A 17,796-nucleotide genomic window follows, 5' to 3' on the forward strand; every position below is an offset into this window, starting at 1 on the left:
ACAATGGACGAGAGGGAAGGTGGTCCGGATGCGAGCGACACCCCACCTGCGGACCGGCGAGGGCATGGCGGCGCTCACCGCCGCCGTCGTGGCCGCCACGTCCATCGCCGCCATCGGCCTGTCGCCCGCCGGGGCCCGGCCCGTCGTCGGTGCGGCGCTGGGCGGAGCAGCGGCCGCCGTCCTCGGCCTTCTGGTGGTGGCGGCCTTCGCACGCCGTGCCCGTTCCCGCCGCCACTCCCAGCAGCTCGACCGCAACACGGCGGAAGCCTGGTTCACCACGGCGGACATCGGGGACTTCCCCGAGGAAGCGCTTCGCCCCCTCCTGCCGGCGACCGACCCGCCGTCCATGAACCGCCTCTACACCGCGTGGGTGTTCGCCACGCACGGTCACGAAGCCGTCTGGCTCGAACGCCACCTCGGCCTGACCGGCGACCTCGCCCGCAAGCTCGTCGAGCAGGCCCACCGGCGCAGCGGGCTGCCGCACTCCTGACGTCCCGCCCCGGCTGACCCCCGCCCCGGCAGGAACACGCTGGGCCATTCGAGCCGGGTGCCGCCCGCGACGCGGTGCGTCCCACGGCCCACCGCCGGAGCCTGGCTAGCGTCGTCGCGTGGACCGTGTCGTGTCTCTCTCCCAATTGCTGCGCCGCCCACTGGTGGGGCGCACCGGGGCGGTCGTGGGCCGCCTGTCCGATGTGATCGTCCGCCTGCGTGGGCGCGACTACCCCTTGGTGGCCGGGCTGGTCGTGCGGCTCGGAAAGCGCGAGGTCTTCCTGTCCATCGAGCAGGTCGCGGCCTTCGACAGCGAGCAGATCCGGCTCACGAGCGAGCTTGTGGACCTGCGCCCCTTCGAACGGCGTGAAGGGGAGGTCCTGTTGCGCGCCGACGTCCTCGGGCACCGGGTGATCGACGTCGCCGACGCGGAGCTCGTCCGGGCGCACGATCTGGAGTTGCGTCAGCGCCCCGACGGCTGGGTGGTCGATCGCCTGGACACCCACGCACACCGCCCCCGCCCGTTCGGCTTCCTCACTGGTGAGAGCCGGCCGCAGTGGCGGGACTGGAAGTCCTTCGAACCGCTCATCGGCCACGCCCAATCAGCGCGCGTGCGCGGCCCGTTCGGGCGTCTGGCCCGGCTCAAGCCGGCCGACCTGGCGGACCTGCTGGAGGACGCCAACCGCACCGAGTCGCACGAGATCCTGCAGACCGTCCACGCCGATCCCGAGCTGGAGGCGGACGTCTTCGAGGAGTTGGAACCCGACTCGCAGACGCGCCTGCTCGCGGAGAAGAGCGACCGCGAGATCGCCGAGGTGCTGAACCGGATGCGTGCGGACGACGCCGCCGACGCGATCAACGACCTCCCGCAGAACCGCCGCCAGCCGGTGCTCAACGCCCTGCCGGCCGGCCAGCGCGCCAAGGTCCTCACCCTGATGGGCTTCAACCCCTCCAGCGCCGGCGGTCTGATGGCCCTCGACATTCTCACCGCACTCCCGGACGCCACCGTCGCCGAGGTGCTCGGCCTCGTCCGGGCGGCCCGGACCCTCCAGCCCGAGGCCCTCACCAGCGTCCACGTCGTCCGGGACGGAAGCCGGCTGATCGGCACCGCGACCCTGGTCACGCTGCTCCAGGCCGCCCCGGACGCCCGTATGGACCAGGTCATGGCCACCGAACCGGTCCGGGTGCTCCCGGACACCGACGTCGAGGACGTCGCCCTGCTGATGACCGACTACAACCTCCTCACCGTGCCCGTCGTCGACCACCGGGACCGGATCCTCGGCGTCATCACCGTCGACGACATCCTGGAAACCGTCATCCCCGAGGACTGGCGCCGGCGCGAGCCCGCCCCGCACCCCGCCCACCGGACGGACGACGCCCCGGGCGAGGCCACGAACGGCACGGACCTCGACGGATGACGGCCCCGCAGAATCCTCCGGGTCGCGACGACCGGCCCACGCCCGCCCCGACGCCCGCACCCGCGAAGAGCCCCGCGGAGGGCCCCGCCCAACCCCCGTCGAAGCGCGAGGACGCACACCCCGCCGCACAGGCGAAACCGACCCCTCCCGCGCCTGCGCCCGCCCCCGCCAAGCCGACCCCCGCGCCACCCAAGCCGACCCCCAGGAAGCCGGACGCCCCACGCCCCAGCGCGGTCCTGGACGAGGCCCACCTCGGCGACATCGAAGGCGCGTTCGGCCGGATCCCCCGCGACCACGCCGAGGAACGCCCGGGCCTCAAGACCCGCATGCTCACCCTGCTGGCCATCGTCGGCCCCGGCATCATCGTCATGGTCGGCGACAACGACGCCGGCGGGGTCGCCACCTACGCCCAGGCCGGCCAGAACTACGGCTACTCCCTGCTCTGGGTCCTGCTGCTGCTCGTCCCGGTCCTGATCGTCAACCAGGAGATGGTGGTGCGCCTCGGCGCTGTAACCGGCGTCGGCCACGCCCGTCTGATCAACGAACGCTTCGGCAGGTTCTGGGGCTGGTTCAGCGTCGGGGACCTGTTCGTCCTCAACTTCCTCACCATCGTCACCGAGTTCATCGGCATCTCGCTGGCCGCCGAGTACCTCGGCGCCTCCAAGTACTGGGTGGTGCCGCTCGCCGCCCTTCTCCTGATCGCCGTCACCGCCAGCGGTTCCTTCCGCCGCTGGGAACGCGCCATGTTCGCCCTCATCGCCGTCAGCCTGCTGCTCGTCCCGCTCACCCTGCTGTCCGGGCCCAAGTGGGGCCGGGCCGCACACCACTTCGTCGTCCCCGGCATCCAGGGCGGCATCACGAGCGACGCGGTCCTGCTGATCATCGCCATCGTCGGCACCACCGTGGCCCCCTGGCAGCTCTTCTTCCAGCAGTCCAACGTCATCGACAAACGCATCACCCCGCGCTTCATCGGCTACGAGCGCGCGGACACTGTCATCGGCTCGATCGTCGTCGTCGTCGGAGCGGCCGCCCTCGTCATGATCGCCGCCTACGCCGCCCGCGGCACCGGCTTCGAAGGCCACTTCACGGACGCCGCCGGTGTCGCCCACGCCCTCGAACAGCACAGCCGCGCGCTCGGGGTCATGTTCGCCATCGTCCTCATGGACGCCAGCATCATCGGCGCCGCCGCCGTCACCCTCGCCACCAGCTACGCCTTCGGCGACGTGTTCAACCTGAGGCACTCACTGCACCGCGGTTTCGGCGAGGCGAAGACGTTCTACGCCTCCTACAGCGTGATGGTGCTGCTCGCCGCCGCCATCGTCCTCATCCCCGGCGCCCCGCTGGGCGTCATCACCGAAGCCGTCCAGGCCCTCGCCGGACTCCTCCTGCCGTCCGCCAGCGTCTTCCTGCTCCTCCTCTGCAACGACCCCGAAGTCCTCGGCCCCTGGGTCAACCCCCGCTGGCTCAACCTCCTCGCCACCCTCATCATCGCCGTCCTGCTCCTGCTCTCCGCAACCCTGATGACCGCCACCCTGTTCCCGCACATCGACGTCAAGGCCCTGTCCGGCTGGCTCGCCGTCATCCTGGTCGTCGCGCTCGGCACGGCGGCCGCCGGACTGAGGATCGCCCGCACACGCTCCGGCGCCCCGGCCCGGGCTCCGGCGCCCGCGATGCCGACCGCCGAGAAGCTCGCCTGGCGCATGCCCCCGCTGGCCCTGCTCAAGCCCGTCCAATGGTCACCAGGACTACGGCTCGGCATGCTCGCCCTGCGCGGCTACCTCGTCCTCAGCGCCATCCTGCTGCTGGTCAAAGCCATCCGCCTCGGCGGAGGGTGAGCTCGGTCCGGCACTCGCCGGCCCGCCCATGGCTGTGCCCGCACGGCCATGGCCGTTTCCGGCCGGCCTGGCGCACCACCGGCCGAGCGCCGCGCCAGGGCAATCGGGTGCTGCACACCGGACATCGGGGCTCAGGGAATGATGATGACCTTGCCTCGGGTCCGGCCGGCCTCGCTGAGGCGGTGGACGTCGGCGAGGTCGGCCAGTGGACGTGAGTCGCTGATGTCGATGGTGAGCGTGCCCGCGTCGACGAGTTCCACGAGCGCCGCCAGATGCGCCACATCGTTGCGGGCCACCATGTGCATCGCGGTCACACCGGCGTCGGCAGGCGGCTCGATGGGGGTGGCGATCGAGACGATCCGCCCGCCCGACCTCACGAGGGGCGCCAGAGCCGCAGCGTCCGGCGGGCTCAGCGGGACCAGATTGAGCAGAGTGTCCACCTGCCCGTCGAGCGCGGCGCCTACCGGCCCGGCCGTGTAGTCGACCACCCGGTCCGCCCCGTGCCTGCGGACCGCGTCGGTGCTGCGGGCGCCGGCCGTGGCGGTCACCTCGGCTCCGGCGTGCTTGGCGAGCTGCGTCACGAAGCCGCCGACGCCTCCGCCCGCACCGATGACCAGCACCCGCTGACCGGCGGCTACCTTCCCGTGCTCGAACACCGCTTGCCACGCCGTCAAACCGGCCACGGGAAGAGCCGCCGCGTTCGCGAGGGGGATGGAGGCCGGCGCCGCGACGAGCATGGCAACGGGCGCCCGTACGTACTCGGCAGCCGCACCAGCGCTGTCGAGCCGCCCGATCACCCGGTCGCCGACGGTGAACCCCTCCGTCCCCGCGCCCATCTCGGCGACCGTCCCGGCGACGTCCCAGCCGAGCGTGTAGGGCAGGTCCACGGGGAAGAACGTCTGCAGCAGCCCGGCACGCAGCGCGGCCTCGGTGGGATTGAACGAGGTCGCGGCAACGCGGATGAGCACCTCGCCGGAGGCGGGTCGAGGGCGGGGAACGTCGTCGTGGCGAATCACTGACGCATCGCCATATCCATGGATGCGTGCGGTCTTCATTGTCATGCCGCGAATCTATGACCACGCGTGGAGACGATCCATACGCCGGAGTGCCCAGTTCATACGCACCCGTCTCACACCCTAATCTCACCGCATGGATGTACTCAGTGACGTGATCGCGGTGACGCGGACCGGCCGACCCCGATCAGCGCACGTGCGGTGGCATGCCCCGTGGGGACAGGAGTTCGCCTCGGTGCCGGGGTCGGCGGGCTTTCAGGTGATCCTGCAGGGTTCCTGCTGGCTCCTGCGCCCGGACACCGAGCCCGTCCAACTGGACGTCGGGGACGTGGTGTTCCTGCCCCACGGCACTGGGCACATCCTGGCCGACAGCCCTGAAACCCTGGTGACGAGCCCTGCCTGCGGCTCCGGTGACCCCAGGCTGTCCGCGTCCTACGCGTCGGACAGCGTCGACCGGAGCGGGCAGAGCGGTCCGGTCACCGTGGTGCTCTGCGGGGCGTACCAGCTGGACCCGTCCCGTACTCACCCGCTCCTGCTGACCCTGCCGGACATAATCCACTTGCCGGCACACGCAGACCGCCGTCCCGAGTTGTGCTCGGCCGTGAAGCTCCTGGCCGCCGAGGTGGAGGCCCCGCGGCTGGGAACGGACGCGGCCGTCCCCGCGCTCCTGGACACGTTGCTGCTGTACATCCTTCGCATCTGGTTCAACGAACAAGCCTCCCGGGGCGGCACAGTCGGCTGGGCCGCCGCACTGAACGACCCGCCGGTATCCGCCGCCCTCCACGCGATCCACCGGAACCCGTCAGCCCCATGGACGGTGGCGAGACTCGCTGCGGAGGCGGGGCTTTCCCGGGCAACATTCGCGAAACGCTTCAGGTCGCTGATCGGCCAACCGCCCCTCGGCTACCTGACCTGGTGGCGAATGACGACGGCAGCGCGCCTGCTGCGGACATCGGACGCACCGTTGAGATCCATCGCCGCCAAGGTGGGCTACACATCCGAGTTCGCCTTCGCCAACGCGTTCAAGCGCACGCACGGGGCAGCACCCGGCACGTACCGGCGGAGGAGCTGAAGTATCTGTCCACGTCGGATGGCACGGCTGCCCTCAGGCACGTCAGGCACGATCCCGGTCAGCAGGTGGAAACTGGTTGAGCCTCGGGTGACCATGTGGCAGGCTCGTCCGCCGTGACCGAGATCACCGAGTCGCACGACGACGAGGTGGACATCAATGCATCCCTGGTGGCGCCTCTGCTCTCCACGCGGCGATGACATCCGGGTCGCGGTGAACAGCACGCGTTATGGAGGGCCGATGGCATCGATCAGGCAGTTCCAGGTCACCTTCGACTGCGCAGAACCTGAGCGCGTCGCTCGCTTCTGGTGCGAGGTGTTGGGGTACGTCGTACCGCCGCCACCGGAGGGGTTTGCTACGTGGGACGATTTCGATCGCTCTCTGCCGCCTGAGCGTCAGGGTTCAGCGTTCGCCTGCAGTGATCCCTCAGGTGTGGGCCCGCGACTGTACTTCCAGCGCGTTCCCGAAGGCAAGGTCGTCAAGAATCGGCTGCATCTTGACGTGCGGGTCGGCACCGGGCTCGTGGGTGAAGAGCGCCTCGCCGCACTCGAGGCCGAGTGCGCACGACTGGTCGCGCTCAGCGCGGTACGCGTGCGACTACTGCGTGCCGATGGCGTAAATGAGTCGTGCATCGTGATGCAGGACATCGAGGGCAACGAGTTCTGTCTCGACTGAGGGGCCGGCGAGCTTGTCCTCGTTCTGTCCCCATGGGCCAAGCAGCCCCGGGCGAGCCCAGTCCACGCCACTGGCCTCGCACCAGGAGAGGTACACCGCCACGCGACCTGCGTACACCCGCTCGGTATTCGATGACCGGCCCCGCGCCCGCAGCCCCGCCAAGAACGCGCACGACTCCTCGTGCAGCGAGTAGCCGTCATCCACAATGACCCAGGCTGTGGACCCATCTGTCGGCCCCAGCGCCCTCTCGGCGCGATACCCACCCATCGTGATCACGAACATATCCAACGTCCCTGCAGCTCTCGGATACCGACTACAAGGCAGCCGGTCAGGGCCGAGGACTCACTTCCCTGCCGGACTGCAGGAGCTGTAGATATCCATCGCGCTGGTCGGCTCGTCGACCACGATCAGGTGCGGCAGGCAGCCGTCCGGTCCGGGGGTGGTGACCCGCAGGCGTAGCCGGGCGAGGGCGACGCGCTGCCACTGGCCGCCGGAGATCCCGACGCCGCCTTCGAAGCCCTTGGCCGGCGGGGTGTCCCAGCCGCGGGTGCGTAGCCGACGCTATGGGTGGGGCTGGGCGAACGAGCCGGGTCCGGGCTCGATGTGGATCCCCCGGCTGACCACGCGCTTGAGCTTGAAGCGGATGCCCTCGGTGTTCTTCGGCAGGATGGGCAGGTCGAGGCCCTCGCACAGGTCCCGGGCCCGCATCGACCGGCCCGTGTCGGCGAAGGCTTGAGAGGTATCGACAACGCGCCCCAGTCGGCCCTCACCGGGCCGGGCGTCGTGCCTCCGGCCCGCGCAGAGCGCTGTTGACGCGGCAGCGGTGGAAGAGAAGGTGTCCTGCCCGCGCGACATCCTGACGTCTCACGTAGTCATGAGGGGTATGCACGGGGATCACAGGACAAGGGAACAGGCGGGGACCGAGTGAAATCAGCACAGGAGGACGAGTACCTGGAGTTCGTGGCCGCGAGGGCGAAGGCGCTGTACCGCTCGGCGTACGTGCTCGCGGCCGGCGACACGCATCTTGCCGAGGACCTGGTCCAGGAGACCCTCAGCCGGGTGTACGTGCACTGGAAGCGGGTGGCCCGTGCGGACAGCCCGGCGGCCTACGCCCAGACGGTTCTGGTCCGCACCTTCCTCAGCCTGCGGCGTCGGCGAAGCACCGGCGAGCGCCCCATCGGGAACATGCCCGACAGCGCGGCGTCCGGCCCGGACACTGCGCTGCGGCTCACCCTGCTGGACGCGCTCGGCCAACTGCCGCCCCGCGACCGGGCGGTGCTGCTGCTGCGCTACTGGGAGGACCGCAGCATCGAGGAGACCGCCCGGATGCTCAGGCTGAGCAGCAGTGCGGTTCGCTCCCAGGGCACCCGTGCACTCGGCAGGGTGCGTGCGTTGCTCGGCGACAGCCTGTCCGACCTGGTTCCGCACTGAGCACCGGTGCACGCAGGTCAAAACCGCCGCAAAGCCCCCATCAGTGACAGAAAAGGTGACGTCAGCATGCCGTTCGAAGCAGACCTCGCACATGCCCTGGACCGCACGACCGACTCCCTCGAACCCGATCTCACCACGCTCCTGAGCGGAGCCGTCGAGCGCGGGCGGAGCCGTCGGCGTCGGCGCAGCGCCGGCGTCATCGCCGGGGTCGGCGCCTGCGCCGTGATCGCAGCAGCCGGCCTGGTGATCCCCGGCACGCTGGCCGGGACCCACTCCGCAGGATCCGACATGGAGTCGGTGGCGTTGGCGATGCCCCGTTCTGCGATCACCGGCACCCAGATGATCCAGGCCCTGGAGATGACGTTCCCCGGGAGCCGGTTCAGCCAGGAGACCGGGCAGAGCAACAACCCCTCGGATCCGTCCGGCGGGTACGTCGCCAACGGTGAACTGGTCGTCGACGACGGGCACGGCGCCGCTATGGTCGGTGTCTCGGCCGTGCGGCTCAAGCTGCCGCTCAGGGACGGCGACGGGCTGAGTTGCGAGCGGACGCCCGCGCGTGCCGCAGGTGACACCTGCACGCTGAGCGAGCTGCCGAGCAGTGCCGAGATTCCCGGCGGGGCCGTGGTGATGTCGGAGCAGAACGCGGCCGAACACCCGGCTCGTGCCGACACCGCCCGCCGCTGGACGGTGACGGTGACCCTGAAGTCGACCGGCGCGCAGCTTCAGCTGGTGGAGTGGAACAGCAGCGGCGGCGGCAGTGGCTCCGACACACCAAAGCCGACCCGTGCCGCTCCCCCGCTCTCCGAGCAGCAGGTGGTGGCCGCACTCACCGGTGCCACCTGGGCGCCGATCCTCGGTGCCGTCGGCTGACCCGTTGCCTTGCCGAAAATGGAGGCAGAACCCAGTGAATCCTCGTGTCCCTGAATCGCGTTGGACGATCTCGACGTCGATGCCCAGGCGACGTCCGTGCTCGGTGACGGCGTTCTTGAACCGGCGTCCACCCACGCCTTCGTCACGTCATTCGGCCGCCCGCACCCCAACCACTGGGGCCGAGCAGCGCGCCGGACTGCACAGCGACCTGACGGGGGCGGGCGGTCAGGCGTTAACCTTCCCGGCATGAGCCGTGAGACCTCAGCCGCCGGACGGGTGCTGGCGGCACGTCCGGGGCGGCGGGCAGTGCTGGGTGGGGTCGCGGCTGTTGCTGTGGGGTGCTCCGGTGGGGAGGGGGCGCGGCGGGCGCTGCGGTTGGCTACCGGGCCCGAGGGTGGGCCGTACAACGCCTTCGGGCGGTCGTTCGCGGAGGCTGTGGCGGCCGGCAGCCGGCGGCTGACTGTGGCCCCGGTGAGCACTGCGGCGAGTGTGGACAACCTGCGGCAGCTCGGCGACGGGTCGGTCGATCTGGCGCTGGTCACGGCGGACGTGGCCGAGGACGCGGTGCTGGGCCGGGACACGTTCGCCCGGCCGCTCGGACTGACGGCGCTGGCGCGGGTCTACGTGAACTACATACACCTGATCGTGCCCGCGAACGGGCCGGTGCGTGAGCTTGCGGATCTCGCCGGCCGACGCGTCGCGACCGGCGCGGTGGGGTCCGGGCTGCAGGTGACGGCGAAGCGGCTGCTCCAGCAGGCGGCCCTCACCGGTGGCCCCGCGCCGGTGCAGGAGGTGGCGCTCGGGCTGGCCGAGTCGTTGGCCGCCCTGCGCGCGGGCGGTCTGGACGCGGTGTTCTGGTCCGGCGGCGTGCCCACACCCGCCGTGGACGGTCTGGCGCAGGAACTGCCGGTGCGGTTCGTGCCGATGGACGCGGTCGCCGGGACCCTGCGCGAGCGGTACGGCCCCGTGTACACGGCGGTCACGCTTCCCGCCGGTGCGTACGGCCTGCGGGGCCCGGTCGGCACCGTCGGCGTCGGCAATTACCTGACCGCCCGGCCCGGGGTGCCCGACGACGCGGTGCGCGAGCTGCTCGGGATCCTCTTCGACCAGTGGGCCACCCTGCTGAAGGCCGTGACGGCGGGGGCCCGGCTGGAGCCCCGGTTCGCCATCTCCACCGGGGCGGTGCCGCTCCACCCGGGGGCCGCGGCGTACTACCGGTCGGTGTACGGCTGAGTCCCGGGGCGGTGTACGGCCAACCCCGTCCGGTGTACGGATGCGCCGGGCAGCCGGAACTGGACGGTCAGACCGTGCGGGATCGTCGGGGCCACGGTCAGCGATCCGCCGCACGCGCGGGCGAGTTCGTCGGCGATGGCCAGGCCCAGCCCGGTGCCGGGGACGTTCTGGTGCTCGGGTGCCCGGGCGAATCGCCTTAGCAGCAAGGGCAGTTGGTCGGCAGACACCCCGGGTCCCGTGTCGGACACCCGGACGATGACGGTCCCGTCGGCGCCGGGCTCGGCCGCCACCCGAACGTGCTCCCCCGCCGGCACGAACTTGCCGGCGTTGTCGAGCAGCGCGTCCAGAATGCGTCCGGCCGCATCGGGCACGGCAAGGGCGCGCAGACCGGGGGCGATGTCCGCCGTCAGGTCCTGGCCGCCGGCGCGGAACACGGGCGCCCAGGCCGCCACCCGGCCGGTCACGGCCGATGACACGTCGTGCTCCCCCAGGGGCGCCGCGGCCGACTCGATCCGGGCCAGGGCCAGGAGGCCGTCGAGCAACTCCCCCAGCCGGTCCGCCTCGTCCAGGGCCAGGGCGTGTGCCTCCAGACCCGGCCCCGCGGGCACGTGCGGCTCGGCGTTCTCCAGTTGCAGCACCAGGGTGGCAAGCGGATTGCGCAGCTGATGGGACGCGTCGGCGACGAAGTCGCGCTGACGGCGGAGCGAGTCGGCCACGGCCTGCGCCATGCCGTTGAAGTGCCGCCGCAGTTGGCGCAGTTCCGGAGGGCCGGTGTCCGAGACGGCACGGGCCTCAAGACGGCCGCCCGCCAGTTTCGCCACCGCCCGGTCCAGTTCGTCGACGGGGCGCAGCAGCCAGCGGGCGAGGCCGGCCGCGACGAGTGCGGCGGCGCCGAACGCCGTGACGGCGACCGCGGCGATGAGGGCCCAGCGGACGAGGACGTCGTGGCGCGCGGACTCGGTGGGGACGGTCAGCAGGACGGCGCCGTTGACCCGTTCGTCCTGGCCGACCGGTTCGGCCAGGACGACGGCGTCCGGCCCCCAGGGCCGGATCGTGGGCAGGGCCTCGGTGGAGCGGCCGGTGAGGGCGCGGCTGCGGGCGTCGCGTGCGGTGGCATCAAGCGCGGTGGCATCGGGTGCAGTGGCATCGAGTGCGGTGGCGCCGGCCGGGGCCGGGCCGGCCTGGCCGATGGTGCGTCCCGCCGTGTCGACCACGGTCACGGTGGCCCGGTACAGCTGGGCGTAGCGGGTGATTTCGGCGTCGAGCTCGCGCCGGTCGGCGTCGGTGCGGATCCGGTTGGCGAGGTCGGCGAACCGTACGCCGTCGGCCCTGCGCTGCAGGAGGAGGTGTTCGGTCCGTCCGCGGGCGTAGGAGTCGGCCAGGGGCAGCGCGAGGAGCAGCACGGCCGTTCCGATCAGGGCGGTCAGGACGGCCAGGAGGCGGCGCCTCATGCGCCGGACCGTTCGTCCGTCGGACGTCCCTGGGCGGCGAGGTCGCCGAGCTGGTAGCCGTACCCGCGGATCGTGCGGACGAGGCCGGCGCGCCCGGTCTTGGCCCGGATGCCCGCCACGTGGACGTCCAGGGAGCGCGAGGAGCCGAGGAACGCGTCGCCCCAGATGCGGTCCAGGATCTCCTCCCGCGAGCGGACGTCGCCGGGCTGGGCGGCGAGCAGCGCGAGGACGTCGAACTCGCGGCGGGTGAGCCGGACCGGGACGCCGTCGACGGTGACGCTCCGGCCGGCGAGGTCGATCGCGACGTCGCCGGTGCGCACCCGCCGCCCTTCGCTCTCCGAAGCGGACGGCCCGGACGGCGCGGACGACCCGGGCCGCCCGGACCGGCGGCGCACGGTATCGATGCGGGCGATGAGTTCGGCCATCCGGAACGGCTTGATCACGTAGTCGTCGGCGCCCGCCCGCAGACCCTGCACGATGTCGCGCTCTTCGCTGCGGGCGGTGACGACGATGAGCGGCAGGTCGCAGACCGTGCGCAGCTTGCGCAGCAGGTCGAGACCGTCCAGGTCGGGCAGGCCGAGGTCGAGCAGGACGAACTCGGCCTCCCGGGCGTGCCGGAGCGCCTCGGTGGCGCGGACGACCCGGCGCACGGTGTGGCCGCGCCGGGCGAGAGCGGTGGCGAGGGCCTGGGCCATGCGGTCGTCGTCCTCGACGAGCAGCATGTGCATGAAGTCCTCCCCGCCCTGCGCATGAGGTGACTACCGTACGACCTCGGCCGCCGCGGGTGCCGCCGGGGCCTCGCCGGAACCGGCCTCGCCCGGGCTCAGCGTGGCATGGCGGGTGTCCGGCATGAGGACGTAGGCGACCAGCGACACCAAGGCGCAGCCGGACACGTACCAGAAGAACCCCGACTCGTGACCGCTGTTCTTGAACCACAGCGCCACGTACTCAGCCGTCCCGCCGAACAGCGCGTTGGCCACGGCGTACGGGAGGGCGACGCCGAGAGCACGGATGCGGGTGGGGAACAGCTCCGCCTTCACGGCCGCGTTGATCGAGGTGTAGCCGGTGACGATCAGCAGGGCCACCAGGGACAGCCCGAGCGCGGACCAGTACGAGGACGCCGAGCCGAGCGCGGACATGAGGGGGTACGTGCCCACGGTGCAGCCGACGGCGAAGGTGATCAGCAGCGGGCGCCGGCCGATGCGATCGGAGAGCAGCCCGGCGAGGGGCTGCACCGCGGCGAACACCGCGAGGGCCGTGAAGCTCACCAGCGTCGCGGTGTTCTTCGGGAGCCCCGCGCTGCCGATCAGGTACTTGGTCAGGTACGTCGTGTACGTGTAGTAGGCGACGGTGCCGCCGAGGGTGAGCGCCATCACCAGGCAGGCCTGGCGCCGGTGTTCCCACAGGCTCCGCAGGGTGCCCCGGGCGCCGGCGGCCCGGTCGTCGGCTGCGGTCTCCGACGTGAAGGCGTCCGTCTCCGGCAACCGGCGGCGGAGCCAGAGCACCATGCCCGCGAACACGGCGCCGAGCAGGAACGGGACCCGCCAGCCCCAGGTGTGCAGTTGCGCGGAGGTGAGCGTGTGCTGCATGACGATGAGGATGCCGAGGCCGAGCAGCTGGCCGCACGTCATCGACACGTACTGGAACGAGGACCCGAGCCCGCGACGGTTGTGCGCCGAGGCCTCCGTCAGGTACGTGGCGCTCGCGGCGTACTCCCCGCCGATGCTCGCGCCCTGGAGCAGCCGGGCCAGCAGCAGAACGACCGCGCCGAGGTAGCCGGCCTGCCCATACGTCGGGGCGATCGCGATCAGGACGGCCGCTGCCGACATCATCGCGACCGTCAGCGTCAGCGCGCTCTTCCGCCCGTGCCGGTCGGCGGCCCGCCCGAGCAGCCAGCCGCCGACCGGCCGCATCAGAAACCCGACCGCGAAGATCCCGGCAGTGTTCATCAACTTGGCCGTGGAATTCGACCCGGGAAAGAAGTCGTCGGCGAAGTACACCGCGAAGCTGGCGTAGACGAACCAGTCGTACCACTCGACAAGGTTCCCCAGCGACCCGCCGACCAGCGCGAGCCTCCGCCTGGCACGCTCCTCACCAGGCGACTTCGAACGGACATTGTTCGAACGAACATCGGACGACGGGGACATGGCGGCTCCACGATTCTCTCTGCGGCGGGTGGGTGCCCCAGAGCGTGCAGCCGCGTCCCGGCCGGCGGCAAGAACCGCAGCGCAGATCTAACATTCCGCTAAGGAAGCGGCATCCGCCACCGCGAACGGCCGCCCCGTCACGGGTGCGCGCCGTCCCCGTACACGCCGCCGGCGGAGTCGGACAGGCTCGCCATGAACTCCGCGTGGTCGAGGTTCATGTACATCAGCGGGCGCCACCGGGAGTTGTGGTCCGGATGGTGGCGAAACCGCTCGGCGGTCCGGCACAGCCTCCCCCACCACAGGGCAATGTCCTGACGCAGCCTCTGCGTCTGCCCGGGCTCCCCGGTTCGCCCCTCCAGGACCACCTGGTCCCAGGCGCCCAGCAGGTCCGCCACATGGACACAGTCGGACACGGTGATCCTCGCCAGGCGCTCGGCGACGAACCGGACGTCGCTGTCCTCGGGCTGCGCGGCAGCGATCTCGCCGAGACGGGCGGACAGGAAGGCCCGCAGCGGGCCGACGTCCTCGGAGTGGAGGTCGTCGGAGAACTCCAACAGCTCCGCCGGCGTTCGGGCGTCTGCCATCGTCGGTGTCCCCTCCTCCGGTTCGGACAGCCTGACATGACAGATCGTCATGTCAGCTCTCTGGAACGGACCCTATCGCGCCGAGTCAGCGGAACACGGGCGATCGCATCAAGGACACTGTGACGGTGTTGCGGGCAGCCGGATGAAGGCGGAGCAGCGGTTCAGGCCGTCAGGGGCAGGCCAGCGGCCTCGGCGGCGGCGATCGTCTGCCGCAGGGTCTGCCGCGCCTGCTCCAACTCGTCAGCACGGCAGTCGAGTTCGGCGAGCTGAGCGCGGAGCTTGGTGAGCACACCCGGGCAGGCGCGCAGCGGACCGTCCGGCTGACCGCAGGGCAGGACCTGTTGGATCATCCTGGTCGGCAGGCCGGCCGCCAGCAGGGCGCGGATCTGGCGGACGGCCTGCTCGGCGGCCGGCGACCGCGTCCTGGGCGGCACCTTCGCCGAACTGCTCGGCCTCTGAGTCGACTTGAGAACACACCGCCCGCCCCCGACGGGGGTGGGGGCGGGCGGGCCGGGAAGGGGACGGCCGGTTCAGCGGGCCGTGGTGACGACGATCTTGCCGAACTGCGCGTTGGACTCCATGTGCCGGTGCGCCTGTACGACCTCCTCCAGCGGCCGGATGCTCGACTACGGCTTCGCGGCGGTCACCGAAAGCCTGGAGCGCCTCCCGGAGTTCACCCCGACACGCTGACCCGCGCCTCGCTGTCGACCACCTGAAGGGGCGAGGACCGCCTTCCGGGGCGAGGACGGCCTTCCGGGGCGAGGACCGATGCGCTGTCTGCGTCGGACGGCCTGTCAGATCGGTGACCACGCCAGGACCCCCTGGCCATACACGTCCCAGAGGCGACCGGCGAAGAACTGCCCGAACCTGCCCAGCGCGGCCAGTCGGTCGAGAGCCGTGTCCGACCTCACGCGGAAGGTCGCCAACTGGCGCAAGAAGTCCGGCAGGTGAATATGGATCACTCCAGCGGCCACTACCTCGGCGCCCTCCTCCTCACCGGCACCCAGATGGCCGCGAAGGATCCTGGTGTACAGCGTCGTCGTGTCGGCCCACAGCCCGTGTCCGGAGTCCTCGCTGACGTTCTTGCAGCCGCTGAGAGTGAGCGGGTGCCCGGCTCGGTCGGTGAAGAAGAGGCGGTAGAGCATCCGCAGATGCTCCGGGTCGGAATCTTCGACGAAGAGGTTGAAGGTGCCCGATTCCACCGGACGCCGACCGCCCAACGCCTCACAGTGGACCTCGCCGCTGACCACCGCCTCGTGCCGGGGGGATGCGAGGAATCGGTCGAGCCCGTCGGCGCAGATCGTCAGATGTACCGACAAGTCTTCGCCCGGTCGGTCGCCCGGAGCCGGACCGGCGCCGGGATCTGCGGCGCCGAATGCGACCGTACCGGTCATGCGCTCCGTGAACCGCAGGCATGTGCCATCGTCGGGCGGGCTCGCCACCGGAGCGGACAGCGGTATCGCCTCCGCCACGCACCAGCTTCGCGCTGTCTGCACCCCGAGTTCCACGGCCTGTCGGAATCGCTCCTGGCTGAAGTTGATCAGGTAGTTCAGCGGGACCTCGGCCTGCAGCAACTTGATCTCGATGAAACGCCCGAACTCGCCCCGTCCGCCCGCGCGGACGGCGGCGTTGCTTGCCTCGATCCGGCGCTGCCACTCCTGCAGTCGACTGTTGGCAACCGTCTCGATGATCTGGAAGTAGTTCGCAACAAAGCCGTTGTACCAGCGACGGCGCTGACTGACCGTCCAGATGATCCACAGCTCGTCGCAACCCCGGCGGATCGCTTCGCCGATGTTCGCATCGGTGACATAGACGGCATCGATGTACGTCCTGCCGTCGATGACGACCGGAGGAAACCACATCGGCAGCGACACGGCGGCGCAGAGGCGGTCCTCGTCCATCTGGTCGGCGGTCAGGACCTCCAGCTCGTTCGCGGAGAAGTCGTAGAGATTGAAGGTGGCGACCCGGTCGGTGGCGCGGATCTTCTCCCAGTCGAGTCCCCATGAGCGGAAGACATGCCGTCGGTATCCGTCGAGGGTGAAGAGCGAAGCGGCGTACGGCCCCTTGAGGTACTCCGACCAGTTGGGAGTGACACCCTTCAACGGGCGCAGACGGCGCCAGTTGTCGGCGATCTGCCGTCCCGACATGCCCTGGCAGTACATGGCGAGGTTGAACACTCCCCCGCTCGCGCCGTCCGCATGGTCGAACCGCCGGCCCGCCTCGTCGAGCCAGACCTGGAGTACACCTGCCTGGAAGGCGACCTTGAGCCCGCCACCGGCGAGAATCAGGGCCCGGTGGACGGCATCGGTGCCGTGGCCATCCGTCATGAGCACCTCCCTGGAAACGTCTCTGTCAGCTCCTGAAAGCTCAGCTCCTGAAGCTCAGCGCCTGAAGCTCAGCGCCTGAAGCTCAGCGCCTGAAGCCGTCGATGATCCGGTCGGCCGAGCGGTCGGCCAGCGCGGCAATGGTGAGCGAGGGGTTCGAACCCACCGGCCCCGGCATGATCGAGCCGTCGGCGATGGACAGACCGGGGCAGCCGTACACCTCCCCGTAGGAATTGACCACGCCCTCCTCTCGATTGCGACCCATCGGGGCCCCGCCGAGCGGGTGGACGGTGATCAGCCGGTTGAGGTACGAGAGGGGATCGGAGGCGTACCGCCCGCCCAACGTCGAGGACAACTCGCGCATGGTCCGGTTCACCCGGTCGAAATAGGCGTCCGAGGCGGCGGTGTCCCAGTCCAGGTCCAGGTATCCGTCCCGCAGCCGCATCCGGCCGTTAGGCACGTCCCGCCCCATCCCGAGCAGCGGCAGCGACGTGGCGGTGAGCAGTCCCTTGCCCACGACGCCGGAGAGCTGACGACCGACCTCGCTCCTGGGGCTGTGGCTCAGACGGGACCAGCCCCTGCGCAGCAGGAAGCGCAGAACGTGCTTCGACATGGTGAGGGCGTTCTGCTCCACCAGCCAGTTGACGAAGTCCGGATAGCCGGCGTCCTCGATGAAGAACCCGCGTCCGCTCCCGCCGTCGAGCCGGTCCGGCATCCGCATCGCGCTGGTGATGACCGGACCGAAACTGATGGCGTCCCGTGGAGTGGTGTAGCAAGGATCTTGGAGTAACCCCTGGTCATAGGAGAGCCATCGCGCAACTCTCTGAGTAGAACGGCGAGTTCACCAGGGGGTGCGCGATGGCCTTGTCCCAGTCTGACTTACTCCGCCTCATGGAGTCACTGCGTACGGCCGACGGAATTGAGTTGATCAGGACCCTCGCTCAGCGGATCCTGCAGGAACTGATCGAGGCCGAGGCCACCGCCCGGATCGGCGCCGAGCCCGGCGAACACACCGAGGCCCGCACCACCTGGCGCAACGGCCACCGCGACAAGACGCTCACCACCCAGGCCGGCGACCTGGAACTGGCCATCCCCAAGGTCCGCACCGGCAGCTTCTTCCCCAGCCTGCTCGAGCGCCGGCGCCGCATCGACCAAGCCCTGTACGCGGTCATCATGGAGGCCTACGTGCTGGGCGTGTCCACCCGCTCGGTCGACGACCTGGTCAAAGCCCTCGGCGCGGACACCGGCATCTCCAAG

At 70.7% G+C, this 17,796-nt stretch carries 19 protein-coding genes; 9 read left to right on the plus strand and 10 right to left on the minus strand.

Annotated elements, in window-relative coordinates; all coding sequences use genetic code 11:
* Positions 1-28: 28 nt before the first annotated feature.
* The 3 genes from KV557_RS23200 (at position 29) to KV557_RS23210 (ending at position 3,742) form a co-directional block, all read left to right on the plus strand.
* The gene (locus tag KV557_RS23200; protein ID WP_218203280.1) at positions 29-490 is read left to right on the plus strand and encodes a hypothetical protein; all 462 of its coding nucleotides are present in this window, start codon (positions 29-31) and stop codon (positions 488-490) included.
* A 118-nt stretch (positions 491-608) separates the two neighbouring features.
* Positions 609-1,907 (plus strand): magnesium transporter MgtE N-terminal domain-containing protein, encoded by a 1,299-nt coding sequence (locus KV557_RS23205; protein ID WP_218203281.1) that lies wholly within the window; start codon positions 609-611, stop codon positions 1,905-1,907.
* The gene (locus KV557_RS23210) at positions 1,904-3,742 is read left to right on the plus strand and encodes an Nramp family divalent metal transporter (RefSeq protein WP_256177820.1); all 1,839 of its coding nucleotides are present in this window, start codon (positions 1,904-1,906) and stop codon (positions 3,740-3,742) included. The genes KV557_RS23205 and KV557_RS23210 overlap by 4 nt, the downstream gene beginning before the upstream one ends.
* A 131-nt stretch (positions 3,743-3,873) precedes the next feature.
* On the opposite strand, the gene KV557_RS23215 is transcribed toward KV557_RS23210, so the two are convergent.
* Positions 3,874-4,797: an NADP-dependent oxidoreductase gene (locus tag KV557_RS23215; protein WP_308130027.1), complete on the minus strand. Its 924-nt coding sequence runs from the start codon at positions 4,795-4,797 to the stop codon at positions 3,874-3,876.
* A 94-nt stretch (positions 4,798-4,891) separates the two neighbouring features.
* Between KV557_RS23215 and KV557_RS23220 the strand changes: the two genes are divergently transcribed.
* Both KV557_RS23220 and KV557_RS23225 read left to right on the plus strand, forming a co-directional pair.
* Positions 4,892-5,827, plus strand: coding sequence for an AraC family transcriptional regulator (locus KV557_RS23220; protein WP_218203286.1), 936 nt, complete (start codon positions 4,892-4,894; stop codon positions 5,825-5,827).
* A gap of 237 nt (positions 5,828-6,064) precedes the next feature.
* The gene (locus KV557_RS23225; RefSeq protein WP_218203288.1) at positions 6,065-6,499 is read left to right on the plus strand and encodes a VOC family protein; all 435 of its coding nucleotides are present in this window, start codon (positions 6,065-6,067) and stop codon (positions 6,497-6,499) included.
* Between the two features lie 561 nt (positions 6,500-7,060).
* On the opposite strand, the gene KV557_RS23230 is transcribed toward KV557_RS23225, so the two are convergent.
* Positions 7,061-7,207 carry a hypothetical protein gene (locus tag KV557_RS23230; protein ID WP_218203291.1) on the minus strand — a complete coding sequence of 49 codons (147 nt, stop codon included), beginning with the start codon at positions 7,205-7,207 and terminating at the stop codon, positions 7,061-7,063.
* 216 nt (positions 7,208-7,423) lie between these two features.
* On the opposite strand from KV557_RS23230, the gene KV557_RS23235 reads away from it, so the two are divergent.
* The 3 genes from KV557_RS23235 to KV557_RS23245 all read left to right on the plus strand — a co-directional run bounded on the left by KV557_RS23235 (position 7,424) and on the right by KV557_RS23245 (position 10,033).
* Complete coding sequence (locus tag KV557_RS23235; RefSeq protein ID WP_218203293.1) at positions 7,424-7,930, plus strand: SigE family RNA polymerase sigma factor; 507 nt, start codon at positions 7,424-7,426, stop codon at positions 7,928-7,930.
* A 66-nt stretch (positions 7,931-7,996) separates the two neighbouring features.
* Complete coding sequence (locus tag KV557_RS23240) at positions 7,997-8,800, plus strand: hypothetical protein (RefSeq protein WP_218203296.1); 804 nt, start codon at positions 7,997-7,999, stop codon at positions 8,798-8,800.
* 246 nt (positions 8,801-9,046) lie between these two features.
* Positions 9,047-10,033, plus strand: a complete 987-nt coding sequence (locus tag KV557_RS23245; protein WP_218203298.1) for a TAXI family TRAP transporter solute-binding subunit — start codon at positions 9,047-9,049, stop codon at positions 10,031-10,033.
* On the opposite strand, the gene KV557_RS23250 is transcribed toward KV557_RS23245, so the two are convergent.
* The 8 genes from KV557_RS23250 to KV557_RS23285 form a co-directional block, all read right to left on the minus strand.
* Positions 10,012-11,484 carry a sensor histidine kinase gene (locus tag KV557_RS23250; protein WP_218203300.1) on the minus strand — a complete coding sequence of 491 codons (1,473 nt, stop codon included), beginning with the start codon at positions 11,482-11,484 and terminating at the stop codon, positions 10,012-10,014. The two genes, KV557_RS23245 and KV557_RS23250, sit on opposite strands and share 22 nt — an antisense overlap.
* The gene (locus tag KV557_RS23255; protein ID WP_218203302.1) at positions 11,481-12,212 is read right to left on the minus strand and encodes a response regulator transcription factor; all 732 of its coding nucleotides are present in this window, start codon (positions 12,210-12,212) and stop codon (positions 11,481-11,483) included. The genes KV557_RS23250 and KV557_RS23255 overlap by 4 nt, the downstream gene beginning before the upstream one ends.
* Positions 12,213-12,242: 30 nt before the next feature.
* Positions 12,243-13,631 (minus strand): MFS transporter, encoded by a 1,389-nt coding sequence (locus KV557_RS23260; protein ID WP_218203304.1) that lies wholly within the window; start codon positions 13,629-13,631, stop codon positions 12,243-12,245.
* Positions 13,632-13,768: 137 nt separating this feature from the next.
* Complete coding sequence (locus KV557_RS23265) at positions 13,769-14,215, minus strand: hypothetical protein (protein WP_218203306.1); 447 nt, start codon at positions 14,213-14,215, stop codon at positions 13,769-13,771.
* A 161-nt stretch (positions 14,216-14,376) separates the two neighbouring features.
* Positions 14,377-14,649 (minus strand): MerR family DNA-binding protein, encoded by a 273-nt coding sequence (locus KV557_RS23270; RefSeq protein ID WP_308130028.1) that lies wholly within the window; start codon positions 14,647-14,649, stop codon positions 14,377-14,379.
* Between the two features lie 96 nt (positions 14,650-14,745).
* Positions 14,746-14,835: a zinc-binding dehydrogenase gene (locus KV557_RS44905; protein ID WP_218203338.1), complete on the minus strand. Its 90-nt coding sequence runs from the start codon at positions 14,833-14,835 to the stop codon at positions 14,746-14,748.
* Positions 14,836-15,009: 174 nt separating this feature from the next.
* Entirely contained in the window at positions 15,010-16,542 is a 1,533-nt protein-coding gene (locus tag KV557_RS23280) for a patatin-like phospholipase family protein (RefSeq protein ID WP_218203308.1), read from the minus strand.
* 82 nt (positions 16,543-16,624) lie between these two features.
* Positions 16,625-17,260 carry a GMC family oxidoreductase gene (locus KV557_RS23285; protein WP_218203310.1) on the minus strand — a complete coding sequence of 212 codons (636 nt, stop codon included), beginning with the start codon at positions 17,258-17,260 and terminating at the stop codon, positions 16,625-16,627.
* A 170-nt stretch (positions 17,261-17,430) separates the two neighbouring features.
* Here KV557_RS23285 and KV557_RS23290 point away from each other — a divergent pair.
* A partial coding sequence (locus KV557_RS23290) for a transposase (protein WP_256177822.1) occupies positions 17,431-17,796 on the plus strand: 366 nt, incomplete at its 3' end.

This window comes from Kitasatospora aureofaciens, from assembly GCF_019192735.1.
GTDB lineage: Bacteria > Actinomycetota > Actinomycetes > Streptomycetales > Streptomycetaceae > Kitasatospora > Kitasatospora aureofaciens_A.